This window comes from Vibrio sp. 10N.286.46.A8, from assembly GCF_041470165.1.
GTDB classification, from domain to species: domain Bacteria; phylum Pseudomonadota; class Gammaproteobacteria; order Enterobacterales; family Vibrionaceae; genus Vibrio; species Vibrio tasmaniensis_A.
In genome coordinates this window covers 97,267-116,862 of record NZ_JBFRLX010000035.1, presented here as the reverse complement: position 1 = coordinate 116,862, position 19,596 = coordinate 97,267, and the positions used below count along the sequence as shown (strand labels likewise).

Annotated in this window: 19 protein-coding genes; 17 read left to right on the top strand and 2 right to left on the bottom strand. The window is 44.3% G+C overall.

The window, feature by feature from the left end; translation table 11 throughout:
- Positions 1-129: 129 nt before the first annotated feature.
- Together AB4232_RS04805 and AB4232_RS04800 are read left to right on the top strand one after the other, a co-directional pair.
- Positions 130-1,314, top strand: coding sequence for an NnrS family protein (locus tag AB4232_RS04805; RefSeq protein ID WP_372086400.1), 1,185 nt, complete (start codon positions 130-132; stop codon positions 1,312-1,314).
- Between the two features lie 348 nt (positions 1,315-1,662).
- Complete coding sequence (locus AB4232_RS04800; RefSeq protein ID WP_009847480.1) at positions 1,663-1,980, top strand: DUF3622 domain-containing protein; 318 nt, start codon at positions 1,663-1,665, stop codon at positions 1,978-1,980.
- Between the two features lie 170 nt (positions 1,981-2,150).
- Here the strand turns inward: AB4232_RS04800 and AB4232_RS04795 are convergent, their stop codons facing one another.
- Positions 2,151-3,197 carry a succinylglutamate desuccinylase/aspartoacylase family protein gene (locus tag AB4232_RS04795; protein WP_012604657.1) on the bottom strand — a complete coding sequence of 349 codons (1,047 nt, stop codon included), beginning with the start codon at positions 3,195-3,197 and terminating at the stop codon, positions 2,151-2,153.
- Between the two features lie 260 nt (positions 3,198-3,457).
- Here AB4232_RS04795 and AB4232_RS04790 point away from each other — a divergent pair, with 260 nt between their 5' ends.
- Positions 3,458-3,997, top strand: a complete 540-nt coding sequence (locus AB4232_RS04790) for a DUF3332 domain-containing protein (protein ID WP_029223097.1) — start codon at positions 3,458-3,460, stop codon at positions 3,995-3,997.
- A gap of 171 nt (positions 3,998-4,168) precedes the next feature.
- Here the strand turns inward: AB4232_RS04790 and AB4232_RS04785 are convergent, their stop codons facing one another.
- Complete coding sequence (locus AB4232_RS04785; protein ID WP_012604655.1) at positions 4,169-5,641, bottom strand: aminoacyl-histidine dipeptidase; 1,473 nt, start codon at positions 5,639-5,641, stop codon at positions 4,169-4,171.
- Between the two features lie 1,064 nt (positions 5,642-6,705).
- On the opposite strand from AB4232_RS04785, the gene AB4232_RS04780 reads away from it, so the two are divergent.
- The 14 genes from AB4232_RS04780 (at position 6,706) to pgpA (ending at position 19,484) form a co-directional block, all read left to right on the top strand.
- Positions 6,706-7,995: an NCS2 family permease gene (locus tag AB4232_RS04780; protein WP_009847476.1), complete on the top strand. Its 1,290-nt coding sequence runs from the start codon at positions 6,706-6,708 to the stop codon at positions 7,993-7,995.
- Positions 7,996-8,079: 84 nt separating this feature from the next.
- Positions 8,080-8,544 (top strand): oxytetracycline resistance phosphoribosyltransferase domain-containing protein Tet(34), encoded by a 465-nt coding sequence (gene tet(34) / locus AB4232_RS04775; protein ID WP_009847475.1) that lies wholly within the window; start codon positions 8,080-8,082, stop codon positions 8,542-8,544.
- Positions 8,545-8,633: 89 nt separating this feature from the next.
- Entirely contained in the window at positions 8,634-9,887 is a 1,254-nt protein-coding gene (gene frsA / locus AB4232_RS04770; protein WP_122046010.1) for an esterase FrsA, read from the top strand.
- A gap of 143 nt (positions 9,888-10,030) precedes the next feature.
- Positions 10,031-10,420 (top strand): sigma factor-binding protein Crl, encoded by a 390-nt coding sequence (gene crl / locus AB4232_RS04765; protein ID WP_009847473.1) that lies wholly within the window; start codon positions 10,031-10,033, stop codon positions 10,418-10,420.
- A gap of 76 nt (positions 10,421-10,496) precedes the next feature.
- Positions 10,497-11,681 carry a glutamate 5-kinase gene (gene proB, locus AB4232_RS04760; RefSeq protein ID WP_012604650.1) on the top strand — a complete coding sequence of 395 codons (1,185 nt, stop codon included), beginning with the start codon at positions 10,497-10,499 and terminating at the stop codon, positions 11,679-11,681.
- A 66-nt stretch (positions 11,682-11,747) separates the two neighbouring features.
- A complete protein-coding gene (locus AB4232_RS04755; protein ID WP_372086398.1) occupies positions 11,748-12,998 on the top strand; it encodes a glutamate-5-semialdehyde dehydrogenase in 1,251 nt (416 codons plus the stop codon).
- 156 nt (positions 12,999-13,154) lie between these two features.
- Entirely contained in the window at positions 13,155-13,604 is a 450-nt protein-coding gene (nrdR, locus tag AB4232_RS04750) for a transcriptional regulator NrdR (protein WP_004734394.1), read from the top strand.
- A 10-nt stretch (positions 13,605-13,614) separates the two neighbouring features.
- Positions 13,615-14,739, top strand: coding sequence for a bifunctional diaminohydroxyphosphoribosylaminopyrimidine deaminase/5-amino-6-(5-phosphoribosylamino)uracil reductase RibD (ribD, locus tag AB4232_RS04745; RefSeq protein ID WP_372063913.1), 1,125 nt, complete (start codon positions 13,615-13,617; stop codon positions 14,737-14,739).
- A gap of 55 nt (positions 14,740-14,794) precedes the next feature.
- Positions 14,795-15,451, top strand: coding sequence for a riboflavin synthase (locus AB4232_RS04740; protein WP_010436361.1), 657 nt, complete (start codon positions 14,795-14,797; stop codon positions 15,449-15,451).
- Between the two features lie 109 nt (positions 15,452-15,560).
- Entirely contained in the window at positions 15,561-16,670 is a 1,110-nt protein-coding gene (ribBA, locus tag AB4232_RS04735) for a bifunctional 3,4-dihydroxy-2-butanone-4-phosphate synthase/GTP cyclohydrolase II (protein WP_372086396.1), read from the top strand.
- Between the two features lie 280 nt (positions 16,671-16,950).
- Complete coding sequence (ribE, locus tag AB4232_RS04730; protein ID WP_004734398.1) at positions 16,951-17,421, top strand: 6,7-dimethyl-8-ribityllumazine synthase; 471 nt, start codon at positions 16,951-16,953, stop codon at positions 17,419-17,421.
- Positions 17,421-17,888 carry a transcription antitermination factor NusB gene (gene nusB / locus AB4232_RS04725; protein WP_004734399.1) on the top strand — a complete coding sequence of 156 codons (468 nt, stop codon included), beginning with the start codon at positions 17,421-17,423 and terminating at the stop codon, positions 17,886-17,888. The genes ribE and nusB overlap by 1 nt, the downstream gene beginning before the upstream one ends.
- Positions 17,889-18,003: 115 nt before the next feature.
- A complete protein-coding gene (gene thiL / locus AB4232_RS04720) occupies positions 18,004-18,978 on the top strand; it encodes a thiamine-phosphate kinase (protein WP_372086394.1) in 975 nt (324 codons plus the stop codon).
- Positions 18,978-19,484, top strand: a complete 507-nt coding sequence (pgpA, locus tag AB4232_RS04715) for a phosphatidylglycerophosphatase A (RefSeq protein ID WP_009847467.1) — start codon at positions 18,978-18,980, stop codon at positions 19,482-19,484. The genes thiL and pgpA overlap by 1 nt, the downstream gene beginning before the upstream one ends.
- The last annotated feature ends 112 nt before the right edge of the window (positions 19,485-19,596 follow it).

The following is a 19,596-nucleotide window of genomic DNA, read 5'->3' as shown; positions in this document are numbered from 1 at the left end:
TATCTTTGGCGCGTTTCATGCATTGTGTTAGGCAATATTGCGGTGATGATTACTGCACCTTGAATTTGGCTATTGGTAGCAATTCAATATAAGCCACACTTGGCTTGTAATCTGAAATGAGGAATGAGTTTGTTAAATATCACAGATAAAAGCGTAGAAGATGCGATTCCAGCTTATCTTCGTTTAGGTTTTAGACCTTTCTTCTTTCTTGGCAGTCTCTATGCCGTGATTGCTATCGTCGCTTGGGTTGTCATGTTCCAAAATGGTCAGCCTGAAGTGTTAAAAGTACCCGCGCTTTGGTGGCACGTACATGAAATGCTGTTTGGTTTTTCTATGGCGATTGTGGTTGGTTTTGTTCTGACTGCCGTGCAAACGTGGACGGCAGTCAACGGAACCAAACATTATCGATTAGCAGCGCTCGTTGGTTTGTGGCTAGCACCTCGTATTCTATTTTGGACACCGGCGCCATTGTGGTTAATCTCATCGGTTGAAGCGTTGTTCTTGATCTTTGCCGCTTACGAGATTGGTTTCCGTGTCGTGAAATCGAAAGGCTGGAAGAACTTGTTTTTTGTGCCGCTGTTTATATTGGCTATCGTCGCCAACTTTGCTAGTTACGCGACGATTAAAGGCATGCCTCCATTCCCATCGTCTGCAGTATGGCACGCAATGTTATGGTGGTTTACCTTGCTATTATCCGTAATGGGTGGACGAGTTATCCCGTTCTTCACGGCCCGTCGTTTTGACTTTGAAAAAGCTCAACCACTGGTTTGGTTGGAATGGCTAGCGAACCTGCCTTTGGTTGGATTGTTTGTGCTGAGTTTCTTCCCGTTGACCTTTGCTCAAGTGGGTAATGAGTTGATGGTGTTTGCAGGTGTGACTCAGTTGGTTCGCTTTGTTCGTTGGAAGCCTTGGACAACGTTGTCTGAGCCTTTGGTGTGGTCACTGCATGCGGCTTATTTGTGTATTCCTTTGAGCTTGTTGCTAAGAGGCTTGTTAGATAATCCATTTGCAAGCCATAACATGCTACACCTGTTTGCGATTGGCGGTTTGAGTGGGCTCATTCTTGCGATGATCACACGTGTCACCATGGGACACACTGGCCGTGCTATCTATAAAGGGCCAAGTATGGCGCTGGCGTTCTCGGCTATCTTTATCGCGGCATTAGTTCGTAGCTTAGGTGTCACTTTCTTCCCTGCTTACTTATTTGAGATGGTCAACATCAGCGCGGGTTTATGGACGTTGGCGTTTGGTCTGTTTATCTGGAAGTTTGGCATGATGCTGTTAACACCAAGAGTGGATGGTCATCCGGGGTAAGCGTATTGATTTTCTAACACATTTTTAAAGGGAAGCACTGAGCTTCCCTTTTTGATCGCAGCTAGTTATCGCTTTAGTTTGTCTCTGTTTGAGCACAGTTCATTTCATTGTTGTCGATAAAATTGCACAGAAGTTGATGGTGAATCGGAGAGTTACGAACCCATTGAAATCCGGCACACACGATTTACAGCACTGGAGTGTGATCCGCTGCAAATATTTGCAGCAATATTCATTGATTTGTGCTCTAATACCGCGCTTACCAAGGGATGGTGTTAAAAGATGCTCACTTAGATGGAGTTATCAAAGTTGACCGATCCCTTAATGATCTCCCTTAGGAAAAAATAGAACATGTCTAAGAACAAAAAATTTGATATCCGCCTTACAGAAAAACGCAACGGTTGGTGTGCAGAGATTACTCGTCAAGTAACGTCTCGCAGCACAACAGTATCTAAGCGTGAGTCTGGTTTTGAAACTGAAGCTCTAGCACAAGAGTGGGCAGAGAAAGAGCTAGCATCTTTCATCGCAAACCAAGCTGAACGTAACGAGCGTAAATCAGAGCAGCGTAAAGAGCGTGACGAACTACGTCATACTAAAGAGCTTAAAGCTGAGCAAGCACGTGAAGCACGCGCAAAAGCTCGTGAAGAAGAGCAAGAAGACGCTGAGTAATTTAGCGCTTAATTAATTTACAGGTTCCTTAATTTTAAGATAAGGGACAAGTAAAAAAAGCCCCAATATAACTTTTTTCTTTCTAGTCAAAAGTGTATTGGGGCTTTTTAGTTTGTGGAGTTTATTTTCGAAAATGTAGCCACTTCTTGTTAGTGACTACATGTCATTGATTAGTTGTTAAGCGCCGTTAGCCAATCATCTTCCGCTACTTCTTCAATATAGCTCTCAACTGATTGTCCCACTTCATCGTCATCTTGTTTGAAGTAAGCAATGTGGAATACTGCGTCACCTTCGTTTACTAACGGTAGAGTTTGTTGGCCAATTACGATACCGCCTTTGGTTGTGATCACTTGGCCTTCTTGGTGACCTAATGGAGAGCTTATGTAAGCAAGGGTTTGTCCTGCTTCAACTTGTTCGCCAAGTCTCACCATGTTACGCAAAATACCGTCTGACTCAGCGCGGATCCAGCTGGTGGATTTGCTCAACACTGGCTCTGGCAACTTTTTACGGTTTGGGCGCAGCATGCCGATTTCTTTCATCACTTGATGTACGCCAAGGTAACCCGCACGAATCGCTAGGTGATCAAAACGCAACGCTTCACCACCTTCGTAAGTTAATACAGGGATCCCCAATTTTTCCGCTTCGCTACGAAGTGATCCGTCACGCAGTGGTGAGTCAATGATCACTGGTGTTGCGAACGCTTTTGCGATGCGCAATGTTTCTGGGTTCGACAGGTTTGCACGGATCTGGGGCAAGTTAGTACGGTGAATCGCACCTGTGTGTAGATCCAAAATAAAATCACAGTGCTTCGCCACATTCTCAAAGAAAGTGTAAGCGATGCGTGATGTTAGCGATCCTTTCTCACTGCCAGGGAAGCAACGGTTTAGGTCACGACGGTCTGGTAGGTAACGAGATTTATGGATAAAGCCAAACACGTTAACGATAGGCACAACAATCAAGGTACCTTTCAGTTTCTTTGGATCAATCGCATTGGTCAGTTGTCGTGCAATCTCAACACCGTTTAGCTCATCGCCGTGGATAGCCGCATTTACCATCAGTGTTGGGCCTGCTTGGCGACCGTGAATAATTTCAATCGGGATCGAAAGTGGAGAGTGCGTGTAAAGCTGAGCCGCTTGCAGTTCAATCTCCATTCGCTGTCCTGGCTGAACAGTATAACCAAGTAATTCGAATGGTTGATTAGGTTTTAGTCTTGCCATTTAGGTTGTTCTCAACATGGTGATAATTCGTTAACACGGAATGTACCAATCGTTGATTTTTAGTACGAATCAATCGGTTTACGGTGACGACAAAATTTTTCTATGGAGTTATCTATAAATAAGTTTCCAGTTTTAATTTGACTCATTATAGGGTGTTTCAAATTGTGGTTTTTCTGACAGTACACTGATATTTGTCATTTGGTTGGTTGCTATTATCCACCGCCATTTTTTGGCGGCCAAATTCAAATATCGAGATGAAAATGAAAAAAACAATTTCAAAAGTTGTAGCACTAGCGGTGGTATCTGTTGCTTTATCTGGCTGTGTTGGTAGCAATGCAGTAACGGGTTACCTAATGAAGTTCAACCTTAAAGCCGTTGATAACCGTTACGCTCGTGGTGGTTTGAACATATTGCTTGCACCGGCTTACGGTCTAACAGTTGCAGCTGATTACTTGGTATTCAACTCACTAGAGTTCTGGACGGGCAGCAACCCACTAACAGGTGCACCGCATATATTTGATACTAAGATTGATACTTACCTTGATATCAACAATCAGCTTGATAAGTCACTGACTGAAGCACCAGTGGGTCCGATTACGAGTGCTGATATGATTGAGAAAGGTCAAATGCAGCAGATCGACGAAAACACGATCCAAATGGACATCACTTACCAGTCTGGTGAGCGTGCGACATTGATTGGAGTTCGTGATGGTGAGATGGTGACATATTTCATCGACGGCGAAGTAGTAGCACAAACTTCAATTGATGAGTTAGAAAGCTACGCGGCTTCACGCGCTTAATTGTTTATTTAGTCACAAGTACATAGCTACAAAGATTGGATACAAAAACAGGTACTCATTGAGTACCTGTTTTATTTTGTGTCTATAAACGGTGTTTACTGAAAAGTGCTATTTAGTGAAGAGCCCTATTTATTGGAAACACCATTTATTGAACATACATAGTTTATCGAATTATGCTTTTTCTGGGATAGCTGCAAGCAGTGCAACCATTTGATTCCAGAATAGCTCAACCGTATCGATCTTCACTTTCTCATCAGGAGAGTGAGGGAACTTGATGGTTGGGCCGAAAGAAACCATATCCATGTTCGGGTAAGGTTCTTTGAATAGACCACACTCAAGACCAGCGTGGATAACCATGATGTTTGGTTTGTGACCGTAGATACCTTCGTACATGTCGCGGAAGATGTGCATGATTTCTGAATCTGCATCTGGCTTCCAACCTGGGTAAGCACCAGAGAATGCGATGTTAGCGCCTGCTAGTTCAGCAACAGAGTGAAGCATGCTTTCTACTTGGCTACGACCTGAATCGATAAGAGAACGGATCAGGCAAAGCACTGTGATTGAGTTCTCTTCTGTTGTGATAACACCTACGTTTAGAGACGTTTCAACAACACCTTCAATCTCGTCACTCATACGAATCACGCCGTTTGGACATGCGTTAAGTGCCGCGATAAAGCGAGCTTGGTCTGCTGACGCAAGTGCGCCCATTTCTACAGAAGCTTCTTCGTTGAAAGTCACGATGCTGTCTTCTACTTTACCTAGCTCTGTTGAAAGCAGCTCTGTGTAGTAGTTGTATAGCGAAGCCAGTTTCTCTTGGTTTTCAGCAGGAACAGCAACCGTTACGAAACCTTCACGAGGAATAGCGTTACGAAGGCTACCACCTTTGAATTCGACGATGCGAAGGTCTAGCTCTTTTGCGTGACCCGCTAGGAAACGAGCAAGCAGTTTGTTTGCGTTTGCACGACCTGTGTGGATGTCGCAACCAGAGTGACCGCCTTTTAGGCCTTTTAGCGTTAGCTTACGTGTTACGAAGTCAGCTGGAATCGCGTTACGTGCAATTTCAAATGTCATTGCGCCGTCGATACCGCCAGCACAACCCATGTACACTTCGCCTTCTTGCTCTGAATCGGTGTTAAGAAGGATATCGCCTTCTAACCAACCCGCTTCAAGACCGAAAGCACCAGTCATGCCTGCTTCTTCATCTACGGTAAGTAGAACTTCGATAGGGCCGTGTTGGATTTCGTTCGAAGCCAGAACCGCTAGGCAAGAAGCCATGCCCATGCCGTTATCAGCGCCAAGCGTTGTGCCTTTCGCTGTAACCCACTCACCATCAATGTATGGTTGGATTGGATCTTTAGCGAAGTCATGAACTGTGTCTTCGTTCTTTTGTGGAACCATATCGATGTGAGCTTGCAGCACGACACCTTTTTTGTTTTCCATACCCGCCGTTGCAGGCTTTTTGATGAATACGTTACCCGTTGGGTCACGACGTACATCTAGGCCTTGCTCTGTTGCCCAAGCAATAATGTATTGAGCAAGTTCTTCTTCATGTTTCGAAGGGTGCGGGATTGAACAAATTTTATCGAAAAACTGCCAAATAGGGGCAGGGGACAATTTACTGATCTCAGAATGGAATTCAGACACGGATGACTCCTTTTTTATTTGATAACCATATATTTAGGTTTTGTAATGGCAAAAAACTAGAACAAAAATCTAAAATATGGGTCTGTTTTGATGGCAACAGCATACCACTTGAGCGTTTTGACGAGTAGCGGTTCTAAACCTCAAATAGCTCAAATTTTGAAAGCGATCTTGTCTATCTGATCATAAATAAGCGCGTTGATGCTTATAAATGGTACAAGCAAACGTTTGTTTAACTCTATTTTGTAATTTAATTACAAAATAGAGTTTGTAAAATAACCGTAAATAGCCAAAAGTGTGACGCATAGCAAAAAATACTTGTAATCTTTTTTCTTTAGGGTATATTAATAACCAACTTCTGAAGTGAAGAGTAAATGCTCAAAGGATGAGTCCGTTTTATCGCCTCCAAGGAACCGAGAAATCAAATTCGTTTTTTATTGATTTATTAAGGTGATAGTTATGAAAGGTTTACCATCTGCAATGTTCTGGATTAACAGCTCTGTTTACACTAGCAACTTTGCATACCCTACAAGCTTTGGTTACTAATACCACAAGCATGTAACTCGAACAGTTTTGTTCACCCCTATATATTGGAATTATTTTACAGCCCTTTTGGTTGACAGATTCTACCGCCACTCAGTTTTGAGTGGCGTTTTTTTTGCCTGCTACTTTTCCAAACCGCTTTCGCTTATCACTTTTCCTGCTGTTCTGCGTGGTTGTTTTTTAAACGCCGAAATATCAATTTGCGCCTTATTACTGATCCTGTTGAAAAATACATAACTATTGTGGGTTTGAATTCGGAATTTATTAGCTAGATTCTCAATGAAAATAGCCGATGGTAGAAAAAGCAACCAACTAATCATATTGATAATTTTGATTTTAATTGCTTGTTTTTAATAATTATTTTCCATTTATGCTTTTATTTTTAATCGCTCTGTTTCATAAGGCATTCTGATAAAGATCGATTAGAGCCTTAATTCTATCTGGAATTTGTTATTTGATAACTTTATAATCCACAGCCAATCGATTACGCAACCGTTTACTTTTTACCCTTATAGGATTCGATAATGTTCGAAAAGCTATTCAAACTCAGTGAAAATGGCACCAATGTGCGCACTGAAATCATCGCAGGTCTAACAACCTTCCTAACAATGGCTTACATCATTTTTGTAAACCCAATGATTCTAGCTGATGCTGGTATGGACCATGGCGCTGTATTTGTAGCAACCTGTTTAGCAGCTGCTATTGGCTGTTTCATCATGGGCTTTGTTGCTAACTACCCAATTGCTCAAGCTCCAGGCATGGGTTTGAATGCATTCTTTACCTACGCTGTTGTAATGGGGATGGGTTATACGTGGCAAGTTGCTCTGGCAGCGGTTTTCGTATCGGGCGTGATCTTCATCTTCTTAAGCATCTTTAAGATCCGTGAATGGATTATCAACTCGATCCCAATGTCTCTGCGTGTTGGTATCTCTGCAGGTATCGGTCTTTTCCTAGCGTTTATTGCTCTTAGCAATGCTGGCATCGTTGTTTCTAACCCTGCAACGAAAGTTTCACTGGGTGACATTACCGCGATTGCTCCTATCCTAGGTGCGCTTGGTTTCTTCCTTACGATTGCTCTTGTTCACCGTGGCGTGAAAGGCGCAGTAATGATTGCGATTCTAGCTATCACAGCTGTTGGTATTGTTATTGGTGACGTTCAATACGGCGGCATCATGTCTACACCACCAAGTCTTGCACCAACATTCATGCAGCTTGATTTCTCTGCTGTATTTGAAATCGGTATGATTTCAGTAGTATTCGCTTTCTTGTTCGTCGATTTATTCGATACAGCGGGCACTCTGGTTGGTGTTGCAACGAAAGCAAACCTAATCAAAGAAGACGGTAAACTGCCTCGTCTGAACAAGGCACTGCTTGCTGACTCAACAGCAACATCAATTGGTGCACTGCTAGGTACATCAAATACAACCTCTTACGTTGAGAGTGTTGCGGGTGTCGCTGAAGGCGGCCGTACCGGTCTAACAGCGGTTGTTGTTGGTATCTTGTTCCTACTGGCTCTTTTCTTCTCACCGCTTGCCGGTATGATTCCAGCCTACGCAACATCAGGTGCGTTGTTCTATGTAGCAATTTTGATGATGTCTGGCCTAGTTGGTATTGATTGGCGTGATCTTACGGAAGCAGCCCCAGTCGTGGTAACATGTCTGCTTATGCCGTTGACATACTCTATCGCTGAGGGTATCTCACTAGGCTTCATCGCTTACGCTGCAATTAAGCTGCTAAGTGGTAAAGGTCGCGACGTTTCACCTGCTGTGTGGGTAATGTCGGCTATCTTTATTCTTAAATATACTTTCGCTTAATCGTCTAGATTTCTGCTTAATCGCTGAAGAGGCTATGTTTGAAATAGCCTCTAATAACATGACAAAATTATTAGGTTTTATACTATGAGCAACAAATTCGTTATCACTTGGGACAACATGCAGACTTACTGCCGTCAACTTGCTGAAAAGCAAATGCCAGCAGAGCAGTGGAAAGGCATCTGGGCAGTGAGCCGTGGTGGTTTGGTTCCTGGTGCAATCTTGGCTCGTGAGCTAGGTATTCGTCACGTAGATACGATTTGTATTTCTAGCTACGACCACGATCACCAACGTGATATGACAGTCGTTAAAGCACCTGAAGGTGACGGCGAAGGCTTCCTAATCGTTGAAGATCTTGTTGATAGTGGTGACACTGCACGCAAGCTTCGTGAAATGTATCCGAAAGCGAAACTGATCGCTGTGTGTGCAAAGCCATCTGGTGCTGATTTGCTAGACGAGTACATCGTTGATATCGCTCAAGACACATGGATTGAGCAACCTTGGGATACTAGCCTAAGCTACGTTGAGCCGGTAAATCGCAAGTCAAAATAAGCGTAAACTTAGTTTTTTGAGAAATGACCCTTTATAGGGTCATTTTTTTTTATATGATTAGTAACAACCATTTCTTATTAAGTATCCCAATGTCTGAATCAGAAGAAACGAGCTCAAACCTTTCGGAAACCTTGTTTGTAAAGCACAAGCAGGCTAAAGAGACCTCAATGCTGACACAATACATGCCAAGCTCTGAAGCGCTATTGGATGAGAAGCGTGAACAGCAAAACTCATCATGGTACCGAAACCTAAGACGTCTTCAGTGGGTATGGCAAGGCGTTAACCCCATTGAGCAAGAAGCGGTATTGGCTCGCATCGCGTCATCAGATAACTCTCGTACAACCGATGAGTGGCTTGATACGGTCATGGGTTATCGAAGTGGTAACTGGGCATACGAATGGACCAAACTGGGTATGCAGCATCAAAATCGCTCGAACGAGAAGAAGGGTGAAGAAATGGCTGAAGAGCTGTTTTCAGCATCGTTGTGCTTCAGCATTGCTGGCTACCCACATCTCAAGAACGACAATTTGGCGGCTCAGGCTCAAGTGTTGGCCAACGCAGCTTATTCTGAAGCAATTAAGCATACGAAGTTGATCGTCAAACAGATTGATATTCCATACCAAAACAAGAAGATCAAAGCGAACTTGCATCTAACCAAAACAGACAAACCACAACCGGTTGTGATTGTCAGCGCTGGTCTAGATAGCTTGCAAACCGATATGTGGCGCCTGTTTAGGGATTACTTAGCACCTAAGAACATTGCTATGTTAACGGTAGACATGCCATCAATAGGACACAGTGCACATTGGCCGTTAACAGAAGACTCATCTTGTCTTCACCAAGCAGTGCTGAATGAGTTGCCTAACATCCCATGGGTCGATCACCACAAAGTCGGCTTGTTTGGTTTCCGCTTCGGTGGCAATGCGATGGTGAGATTATCTTTCCTTGAGCAACATAAGATTAAAGCGTGTATCTCTTTAGGCGCACCAATTCACGATATCTTTGTTCATGCCGACAAATTGAAACAGATGCCTAAAATGCATTTAGATGTGTTGGCTTCGCGTCTTGGTAAAGGGGCCGTTGATATCAATAGTCTTTCTGGGCAATTGATGGCGTGGTCACTCAAGGTGCAAGGTTTGCTGTCAAACAGTAAAACCAGTGTGCCTATCTTGGCATTAGCGTTAGAGGGCGACCCAGTATCACCTCCAATGGATAATCAACTGGTTGCTATTTACAGTGATTACGGTAAAGCGAAGAAAATCAAAGCTAAATCAATTACACAAGGTTATGAGCAATCCCTCGAATTGGCGATAAAGTGGCTTGAGGATGAATTATTTAGATGACATTTCTCCTAAATTAGTTAAGCATGAAAAGTGTACAAAGTAAGTACCTGATACTCAGAGGTAATTTATAAAATCCAATTGCGTAGTTTCTACGTATAACAGTCTGAGTAACGTCATTCTTAACATTGAAATGGAGATTCAATATGTCAGAAGTGACACAACAACCTACGCATTATCGCTTGTTAAATGTTTTAAAGGCTATTGGCCCTTACTTAAGGGAGCCTCAATCAGAAGAAGGCCACTATATTTTTGATTGCTTGTCTGTGTGTGTGAACGATAAAAAATCGCCAGAAGAACGTGAGTTTTGGGGCTGGTGGTTGGAGTTGGATAAGTCGGAAGAAGGATTTTCGGCGAAGTACAACACGGGTAAATACAACATCGATGGTAACTGGGATCCTTTGCCATTACCTAAAAAGGCGATCGCTGAGGTCTCTCGAACTCAAGAAGCCTTTCACCAAAAGCTGGTTGATGAACTTCAAAAGAAATTTGAAATCGGCGTTCAGTTAGACGAAGAGTCTGTCGAATTCGTCTGATTTTAAAGGTTACTCTTCTATATAAAGCAAAAAGGTGCGATTTCGCACCTTTTCTGCTTGTGAATTCCCCTTTTGATTGCTAAAACATCACCTCTTATTTGTTTTATCCATAAAAGACTTCATGACAACAAATCATCAAAGCGGGACAACAACACAGCGTAAAACTGTCGTTGTTAAACTGGGTACCAGTGTCTTAACTGGTGGAACATTGGCATTAGACCGCGCTCATATGGTTGAGCTGGTTCGTCAATGTGCTGAATTAAAAAAACAAGGCCACTCTGTGGTTATGGTTTCGTCTGGCGCAATTGCAGCCGGACGTGAGCACCTTGGTTACCCCGCACTTCCCAACTCGATGGCAAGCAAACAATTGCTTGCGGCAGTTGGGCAAAGTCAGTTGATTCAAGTTTGGGAGTCTTTGTTTGCTATCTATGGCCTTAAGATTGGCCAGATGCTACTGACTCGTGCTGATCTCGATGATCGCGAGCGTTTTCTTAATGCACGTGACACGATCAACGCACTGGTTGAGCACGATATTATTCCGGTAGTAAACGAAAACGACGCAGTAGCAACCAACGAAATTAAAGTGGGCGACAATGATAACTTGTCGGCCTTAGTGGGTATTTTGTGCGGTGCTGATAAGCTTTTGCTACTAACAGACCAAAAAGGCCTGTTTACAGCTGACCCTCGTAAAGACCCAAATGCTGAGCTCATCAAAGAAGTGAAAACCATTGATGACACGCTGCGTAAGATCGCAGGCGGCAGCGGTACGACATTAGGTACCGGCGGTATGGCAACAAAACTGCAGGCGGCTGATATTGCTCGTCGCGCAGGCATCGAAGTGATTATTGCAGCGGGCAGTGCCGAAAACGTGGTGTTTGATTCACTGAGTGATAACCCACAAGGCACACGTTTCTTGCCTTTAGCGGAAGCGCTTGAAAACCGTAAACGCTGGATTTTAGCGGGCCCTGCTTCAGCAGGTGACATCGTGGTTGACGACGGCGCAGTAAACGCAGTCAACACCAAAGGCAGCAGCTTGTTGGCGAAAGGGGTTGTTCGAGTTAAAGGCGAATTCTCTCGTGGTGAAGTTACCCAAGTCACCGACAGTAAAGGCAAAGTAATTGCGCGTGGTATCGCCAGTTATTCAAGCCAAGACCTAGCAAAAATTGCAGGCAAGCACAGTAAAGATATTGGCGACATTCTTGGATACGATTATGGGTCAGAAGTCATTCACCGTGACGACCTTGTTGTAATCCAAGAATAGCTCGTGATGATAAGGCGAATCGCCTTTTTGCATCCAAAGACAGACAGAATTTAGGGAGAGTTAAACGTGGATTTAACTAACATGGGTATCGCAGCAAAAGACGCTGCTTTCCACCTAGCGACCGCATCTACGGCGCAAAAGAATAAAGCATTGGCGATCATCGCTGATGAGCTAGAAGCAAACGCAGCAACGATTTTAGAAGCGAACGCGAAAGATATCGAATTAGGTCGCGAAGCGGGTTTAACCGACGCACTGCTTGATCGTCTACTTCTTAATGAAGAGCGCTTAACCGGCATCGCTAATGATGTACGTAACGTGATTAGCTTGAATGACCCAGTTGGCAGCGAAATCGACAGTAAGGTATTGGAAAACGGTATGTCACTGTCTCGCCGCCGTGTGCCACTTGGTGTGGTGGGTGTTATCTACGAAGCGCGTCCGAACGTAACTATTGATATTGCAGCTCTGTGTCTGAAGACAGGTAACGCAAGCATTCTACGTGGTGGTAAAGAGACGTTCTTCTCGAATATGGAACTGGTTAAAGTTATCCAGTCTGCATTAGAGAAAGCGGAGCTTCCAGCGGCTTCTGTTCAGTACATCGAGAAGCCTGATCGTGAACTCGTTTCTCAACTGCTTAAACTGGACGACTACGTGGATATGATCATTCCTCGTGGCGGCGCTGGCTTGCACAAGATGTGTAAAGAGAACAGCACCATTCCAGTAATCATCGGCGGCTTTGGTATCAGCCATATCTTCGTTGATGAAAGCGCTGATCTTGAGAAATCTGTCGATGTGGTTGAAAACTCAAAAGTTCAACGCCCGTCAGCGTGTAACTCGTTAGATACACTGCTAGTGCATGAAGCGGTTGCTGAAACTTTCCTAACTAAGCTGAAACAGCGTTTAGCAGGCAAGGTAACCTTGGTTGCTGATACCAGTGCAAAATCGCTGCTAGCGGGTTTTGAAGACCAACGTGATGCAGTTGAAGGTGACTTTGACACTGAATGGCTAAGCTACACGCTAGGCGTAAAAGTAGTTGCGGATGTGGCAGAAGCGATTGACCACATGCGCGTACACAACGCGAGTCACTCAGATGCGATTATGACTAACAGTCTAGAGAGCTCAGAGCGCTTTATTAATTCAGTCGGTTCAGCTGCAGTCTATGTGAATGCATCAACACGTTTTACAGATGGCGCACAGTTTGGTTTAGGCGCTGAAGTTGCTGTGTCTACTCAAAAGCTGCATGCTCGCGGCCCAATGGGCTTAGAAGAGCTGACAAGCTACAAGTGGGTAGGTAAAGCGAACTATTTAGTTCGCGGTTAACGCTGGTCGTTAATTTTACTCTTCAGCTCATTTTTGAAATGGCGCTCGAGTAGCAATAATCAATGAATTACCACACAAAAGGGCCTTAATTGGCCCTTTTTCTTTCCTAACGTTTGGCAATTCCGTTACACTGATATTCAATTATTTGGAGGTGATATGCATTGTCCTTTTTGTTCAGAGAACGACACTAAAGTAATCGATTCAAGACTGGTAGCCGATGGCCATCAGGTTCGTCGTCGCCGTCAATGCCTTGCATGTAGTGAACGTTTTACGACTTTCGAATCGGCAGAACTTGTGATGCCTAAAGTCATAAAGTCGAATGGAAACCGCGAACCATTTAATGAAGATAAAATGGTCGGTGGTGTGCAGCGCGCCCTAGAAAAACGCCCAGTGAGTGCTGATGCGATTGAACTTGCGATCAGCACGATTAAGTCACAACTCCGTGCGACTGGTGAGCGTGAAGTACCAAGCGAGATGATTGGTAACCTTGTGATGGGCCAATTGAAAGAATTGGACAAAGTGGCGTACATTCGTTTTGCCTCTGTTTACCGCAGCTTTGAAGACATCCGAGAGTTTGGCGAAGAAATCGCTAAATTAGAGGATTAACTCCTCAATCATGTCAAACTTTACTCCCCTAGATTTTCAAATGATGTCGCGTGCTATTCAGTTAGCCAAACGCGGCATTTACACTACTGCACCAAACCCGAATGTGGGTTGTGTCATCGTGCAAACCGATGGCCAGATCGTTGGCGAAGGTTTCCATGCCAAAGCTGGCGAAGCTCATGCCGAAGTACACGCTATGAGAATGGCGGGTGATAAGGCAAAAGGTGCGATCGCTTATGTCACACTTGAACCTTGTTCTCATTACGGTAGAACGCCGCCTTGTGCTGAAGGTTTGATTAAGGCTCAAGTTTCAAAAGTGATTTGTGCCATGCAGGACCCAAACCCTAAAGTCGCAGGCCGTGGTATCAAGATGCTACGCGACGCAGGTATTGAGGTTGAAATCGGCTTGTTAGAGCAAGATGCTCTCGATTTAAATCCTGCATTTATTAAGCGTATGCAAACGGGCATGCCATTTGTTCAGTTAAAGATGGCCGCTAGCCTTGATGGACAAACGGCATTGGAAAATGGTCAAAGCCAATGGATCACATCGCCAGAAGCGCGTCGTGATGTTCAGAACTTTCGAGCAAAATCAGGCGCGGTGCTATCAACCAGCCAAACGGTGATTGAAGACAACGCGTCGCTGAATGTTCGTTGGGCAGAGTTGCCAAGCAGTACCAAAACAAATTACGTTGAAGACGAGTTGCGTCAGCCAATTCGCGTAATTCTTGATCGCCAAAATCAACTGTATCCTGAGCTCAAGTTATTCCAAACTCCAACATCGGTATTGAGAGTCGCTGAAACCTCTGCTGATATTGAAGTCGAAACCACAGATGCAGGTCAGCTCGATTTACACGATCTAATGCGTCAATTGCCAGCGAACCATATTGATCATATTTGGGTCGAAGCGGGCGCTACCTTGGCAAAAAGCTTGATTGAAGCGCAGCTAGTGGATGAGCTAATCCTTTATTTAGCACCTAAACTAATGGGCAGTGACGGACGAGGTTTGATGGGCGCATTAGGACTCACTTCAATGTCTGATGTGATTGACCTAGAAATTAAAGATGTTCGACAGGTTGGTGTGGATATTCGCATCGTCGCGAAACCTATTATCGCGAAACAAATAATAACGAAACCATAGTGGAAATAGTTCTGCTAACCAAATACATGTCGTTGACAACAAAAAGAGTTTTAAAATGTTTACAGGAATTGTAGAAGCCGTAGGTACATTGAGTGCAATCACTCCCCGCGGAGAAGACATCACCGTAACGGTTAATGTTGGTAAGCTTGATATGGCTGACGTTAAGTTAGGCGACAGTATCGCTACCAATGGTGTGTGTTTGACAGTTGTCGAGTATAACGACCACAGCTACAGTGCAGACCTTTCGCTTGAGACCCTGAAAAAAACGGGTTTTGTCGATTACCAAGCGGGCGATAAAGTTAACCTTGAGAAAGCAATGTTACCAACCACGCGTTTCGGTGGACACATAGTGTCTGGTCACGTTGATGGCGTGGGTGAGATTGTTGAGCGTAACCAAGTCGGTCGTGCGATTGAGTTCTGGGTTGAAATGCCAGCAGAGATCTCAAAGTACGTAGCTCAAAAAGGTTCAGTCACCGTTGATGGTATTAGCCTGACGGTGAATGATTTACGCAAGAATGCCTTCAAGCTGACTATCGTTCCTCATACCTCTTCAGAAACGACCATAGATCAATTCAATGTTGGTCGCAAAGTGAATCTAGAAGTCGATGTATTAGCGCGCTATATGGAGCGTCTACTGCAAGGCCAGCAGCAAGAGTCTGAGCCTGAATCTCGATTAACAATGGAATTCTTACAGCAGAATGGTTTTGCTTAACCGTTTGTACAAAGCTTGCTAAAGAGTACTTTGTAAAAGCGCAGCAATATCATCAGGTTTAAATAGTGTCGGTTCTAGGAAGCAGAACCATTTCAAAGGATATAGAACAATGCCAATTAGTACTCCTCAAGAAATTATTGAAGACATTCGCCTAGGGAAAATGGTTATCCTGATGGATGATGAAGATCGCGAAAATGAAGGCGATCTGATCATGGCAGCTGAACATGTTACGCCAGAAGCGATTAACTTCATGGCGATGTATGGCCGTGGCTTAATCTGTTTAACACTGACCAAAGATCGTTCAAACCGCATGGGTTTAGCGCCTATGGTCCAAGACAACAACGCTCAATACACGACGAACTTTACGGTTTCAATTGAAGCGGCAGAGGGCGTAACAACGGGTATTTCTGCATCAGACCGCGCTGTTACCGTTCAAGCGGCTGTGGCAAAAGATGCGAAAGCGGCTGACTTAGTTCAACCTGGTCATATCTTCCCACTGACAGCTCAAGAAGGTGGTGTTCTAACACGTGCAGGCCACACTGAAGCAGGCTGTGATTTAGCTCGTCTAGCAGGCTGTGAGCCAGCATCTGTTATCGTTGAGATCCTAAATGACGACGGCACCATGGCACGTCGCCCTGATCTTGAAGTCTTCGCTGAAAAACACGATATCAAATTAGGCACCATTGCTGACTTGATTGAATACCGCAACAACACAGAAACGACGATTGAACGTGTAGCACAATGCCATTTGCCAACAGAGTTTGGTGACTTTGAGCTTGTGACTTACCGTGACACGATTGATAACCAGATCCACTATGCAATGCAAAAAGGCAGCTTAACCGAAGGTGCTCCTTTGGTGCGTGTTCACCTGCATGACACGTTTACCGATCTGCTTCATTCAGACCGTGGTACCGAGCGCAGCTGGTCGCTAGATAAAGCGATGAAGCGCATTGGCGACGAAGGCGGTGTGCTGGTTATTCTTGGCAACGAAGAGTCGTCTGATTCTTTGATTCATAAAGTGAAGACGTTCGAAGCTCAAGATAAGAATGAGCAACCAACCATGGCTAAGAAACAAGGTACTTCTCGTCGTGTTGGTGTAGGTTCTCAGATCCTTCAAGACCTAGGTGTTCATGATATGCGTCTGCTTTCTTCAAGCACTAAGCGTTATCATGCATTGGGTGGTTTTGGCCTTAATGTTGTTGAATACGTTTGCGAGTAAGATGACGTCTGTCCGTTTATAGCGACATAATTTACCGATGATTTCAGCGGCTCTTTTAGAGGTTAATTTCGATAAAAGAGCAAAGTAGCCAAGCCCGATTCAAAACGTGTTGAATACACAAGTTTGGCTACTTGCTGCTCCAATATGGTTGGCAGCAGCGCTGCGTTATCATCTTTACATCTCCGGTGTCTGTTCTTCTAAATTAGCATTAGATATTGCTCACAGTTTTGTGCTAGAATCCGGCGATTCTCACTTGATGAAAATAGTTAAAGGAAGGCTTATGAAAGTGATCGAGGGTGGCTTCCCAGCGCCAAATGCAAAAATTGCTATCGTTATTGCTCGTTTCAACAGTTTTATTAACGAAAGTTTACTTTCTGGTGCAATCGATACTTTAAAGCGTCATGGACAAGTAAGCGAAGACAACATCACTGTTGTTCGTTGCCCAGGTGCAGTAGAACTTCCACTTGTAGCGCAACGCGTTGCAAAAACGGGTAAGTTCGATGCGATTGTATCTCTTGGTACAGTAATCCGTGGCGGTACACCTCACTTTGACTATGTTTGTAGTGAATGTAATAAAGGTTTGGCACAAGTGTCTCTGGAATTTTCTCTTCCAGTAGCGTTTGGTGTTCTTACTGTTGATACGATCGATCAAGCTATTGAACGCGCAGGAACCAAGGCTGGTAATAAGGGTGCAGAAGCCGCACTTAGCGCACTTGAGATGATCAACGTTCTTTCTGAAATCGATTCCTAATGGGGGCCAGTGTGAAACCAGCCGCACGTCGTAACGCACGTCAATTTGCTCTACAAGCAATTTATTCTTGGCAAATTACTAAAGAAAATATTGCTACCGTTGAAGAACAGTTCTTATCTGGTGGTAAGTATGATGAAGAAGAGCATCATGCCGCAGAACCTGCTCTAGCTATGCCAGAAACAGACGTTGCATACTTCCGCGACTTACTAACTGGTGTTGCTCTTAGCCACATGGAACTTGATAGCAAGCTTCGTCCATTCGTATCTCGCCCTATGCAAGATTTGGATTTGATGGAACTAGCGCTTCTACGTTTAGCTATGTACGAGATGACTCGTCGCGAAGATGTACCATACAAAGTGGTTATCAATGAAGCTATCGAGCTTGCGAAAGTATTCGCAGCAGAAGACAGCCATAAGTTTGTTAACGGTGTGCTTGATAAAGCTGCACCGCACGTTCGTAAGAAATAAGACGTTCGTATATTGAATCTAAAGGTCAGCTTTCATGCTGGCCTTTTTTGTAACTAAATTATCGTAATACCAATAATTACGGTGATTTGTATGAAGACTAAAGATAGGGCATGTGATGTCTGGCGAATTTAACCTGATTGAAAAATATTTTGTAAATCGACAACCACAACGTAAAGACGTACATCTGGCAGCGGGCGATGACTGTGCTTTGGTCAAAGCGCCAAGTAATGTTCAGATCGCGATCAGTACGGATACCTTAGTGGCGGGCACTCACTTCTTAACAGAGGCGAATCCGGCATGGGTAGCACACAAAGCCTTGGCTTCGAATATCAGCGATCTCGCGGCTATGGGCGCGACGCCTGCTTGGGTTTCGTTTGCGTTAACCATGCCTGAAGTCGATGAAGCGTGGCTTGCCCCATTTTGTGATTCTTTTTTCAAACTTGCAGACTATTTTGGTATTCAACTTATTGGTGGTGACACGACCAAAGGGCCGCTGAGTTTAACGCTGACTGTACAGGGCTTTGTGCCAGAAGGCCGAGCACTACGCAGAGATGGTGCGAAAGTGGGGGACTGGATTTACGTAACGGGTAACTTAGGTGACAGCAAAGCTGGGCTAGAGGTGATATTAGACCCAGAACAGAACAAAGCTAAGCCTTATGCACTTGAGCTAGAAGAGAGGCACTACTTGAGCTCTCCAAGAGTATTGGCGGGTCAAGCTCTCGTGAACCTAGCTTCATCGGCTATTGATATCTCTGATGGCGTTATTGCCGATTTAAAACACATCCTTAAGCGTTCTCAGGTCGGCGCAAGCATTGATGTGAGTGCGTTACCAATCTCCGCTGAATTACTTCAATTCTCTTCTGATACCGGTTCTGCACAGCAGTATGCATTGACCAGTGGTGAAGAGTACGAACTCTGCTTTACCGTGCCGGAAGAGAATAAAGGTTCATTGGAAAGTGCTTTGTCGCACACAGGTACAAAAGTCACCTGCATTGGCCAGATAAGACCTGTAGAATATTTTGAATTACACAATAATGGTGAACCACTAAGCTGGAACTTAACTGGTTACGATCACTTTAAGGTTAATTGATGACAAATCCACTTTCTCTTATTTCTCTTAAAAATCCTTGGCACTTATTGGCTACGGGTTTTGGCAGTGGCTTATCGCCGATTATTCCAGGCACAATGGGCACGCTTGCGTCGATTCCATTTTATCTATTGCTGGTTCAGTTACCGTTTCCTGCTTATGTCGCAGTAGTGGTTGTTAGTTGTATTATCGGTATCAAGATCTGCCAGGTGACATCTGATGATATGGGTGTACACGACCATGGCTCTATCGTATGGGATGAGTTTGCGGGCTTTTGGATCACCATGGGCCTAGTGCCTTTATTGAATATCCCTACGGATGACTGGAAATGGTTATTCACTGGTTTTGTCCTATTTCGCTTTTTCGATATGGTGAAGCCTTGGCCTATTGGCTGGCTAGATAAACGAGTACACGGCGGCTTAGGTATCATGATTGATGATATCGTGGCGGGTATTATGGCGGCTGTTGCCTTGTACGCAGTGGCACATTTCGCGGGCTGGTTAGTTTAAGTTAGCTAAAGGATTAAGACTTAGTTGCAAGCACATTAAGCTAAGTCTCGGATACTAAAAAGGTTGACCCTAGGGCCAACCTTTTTTGCTTTTATTGCTTACGAGCTTACGA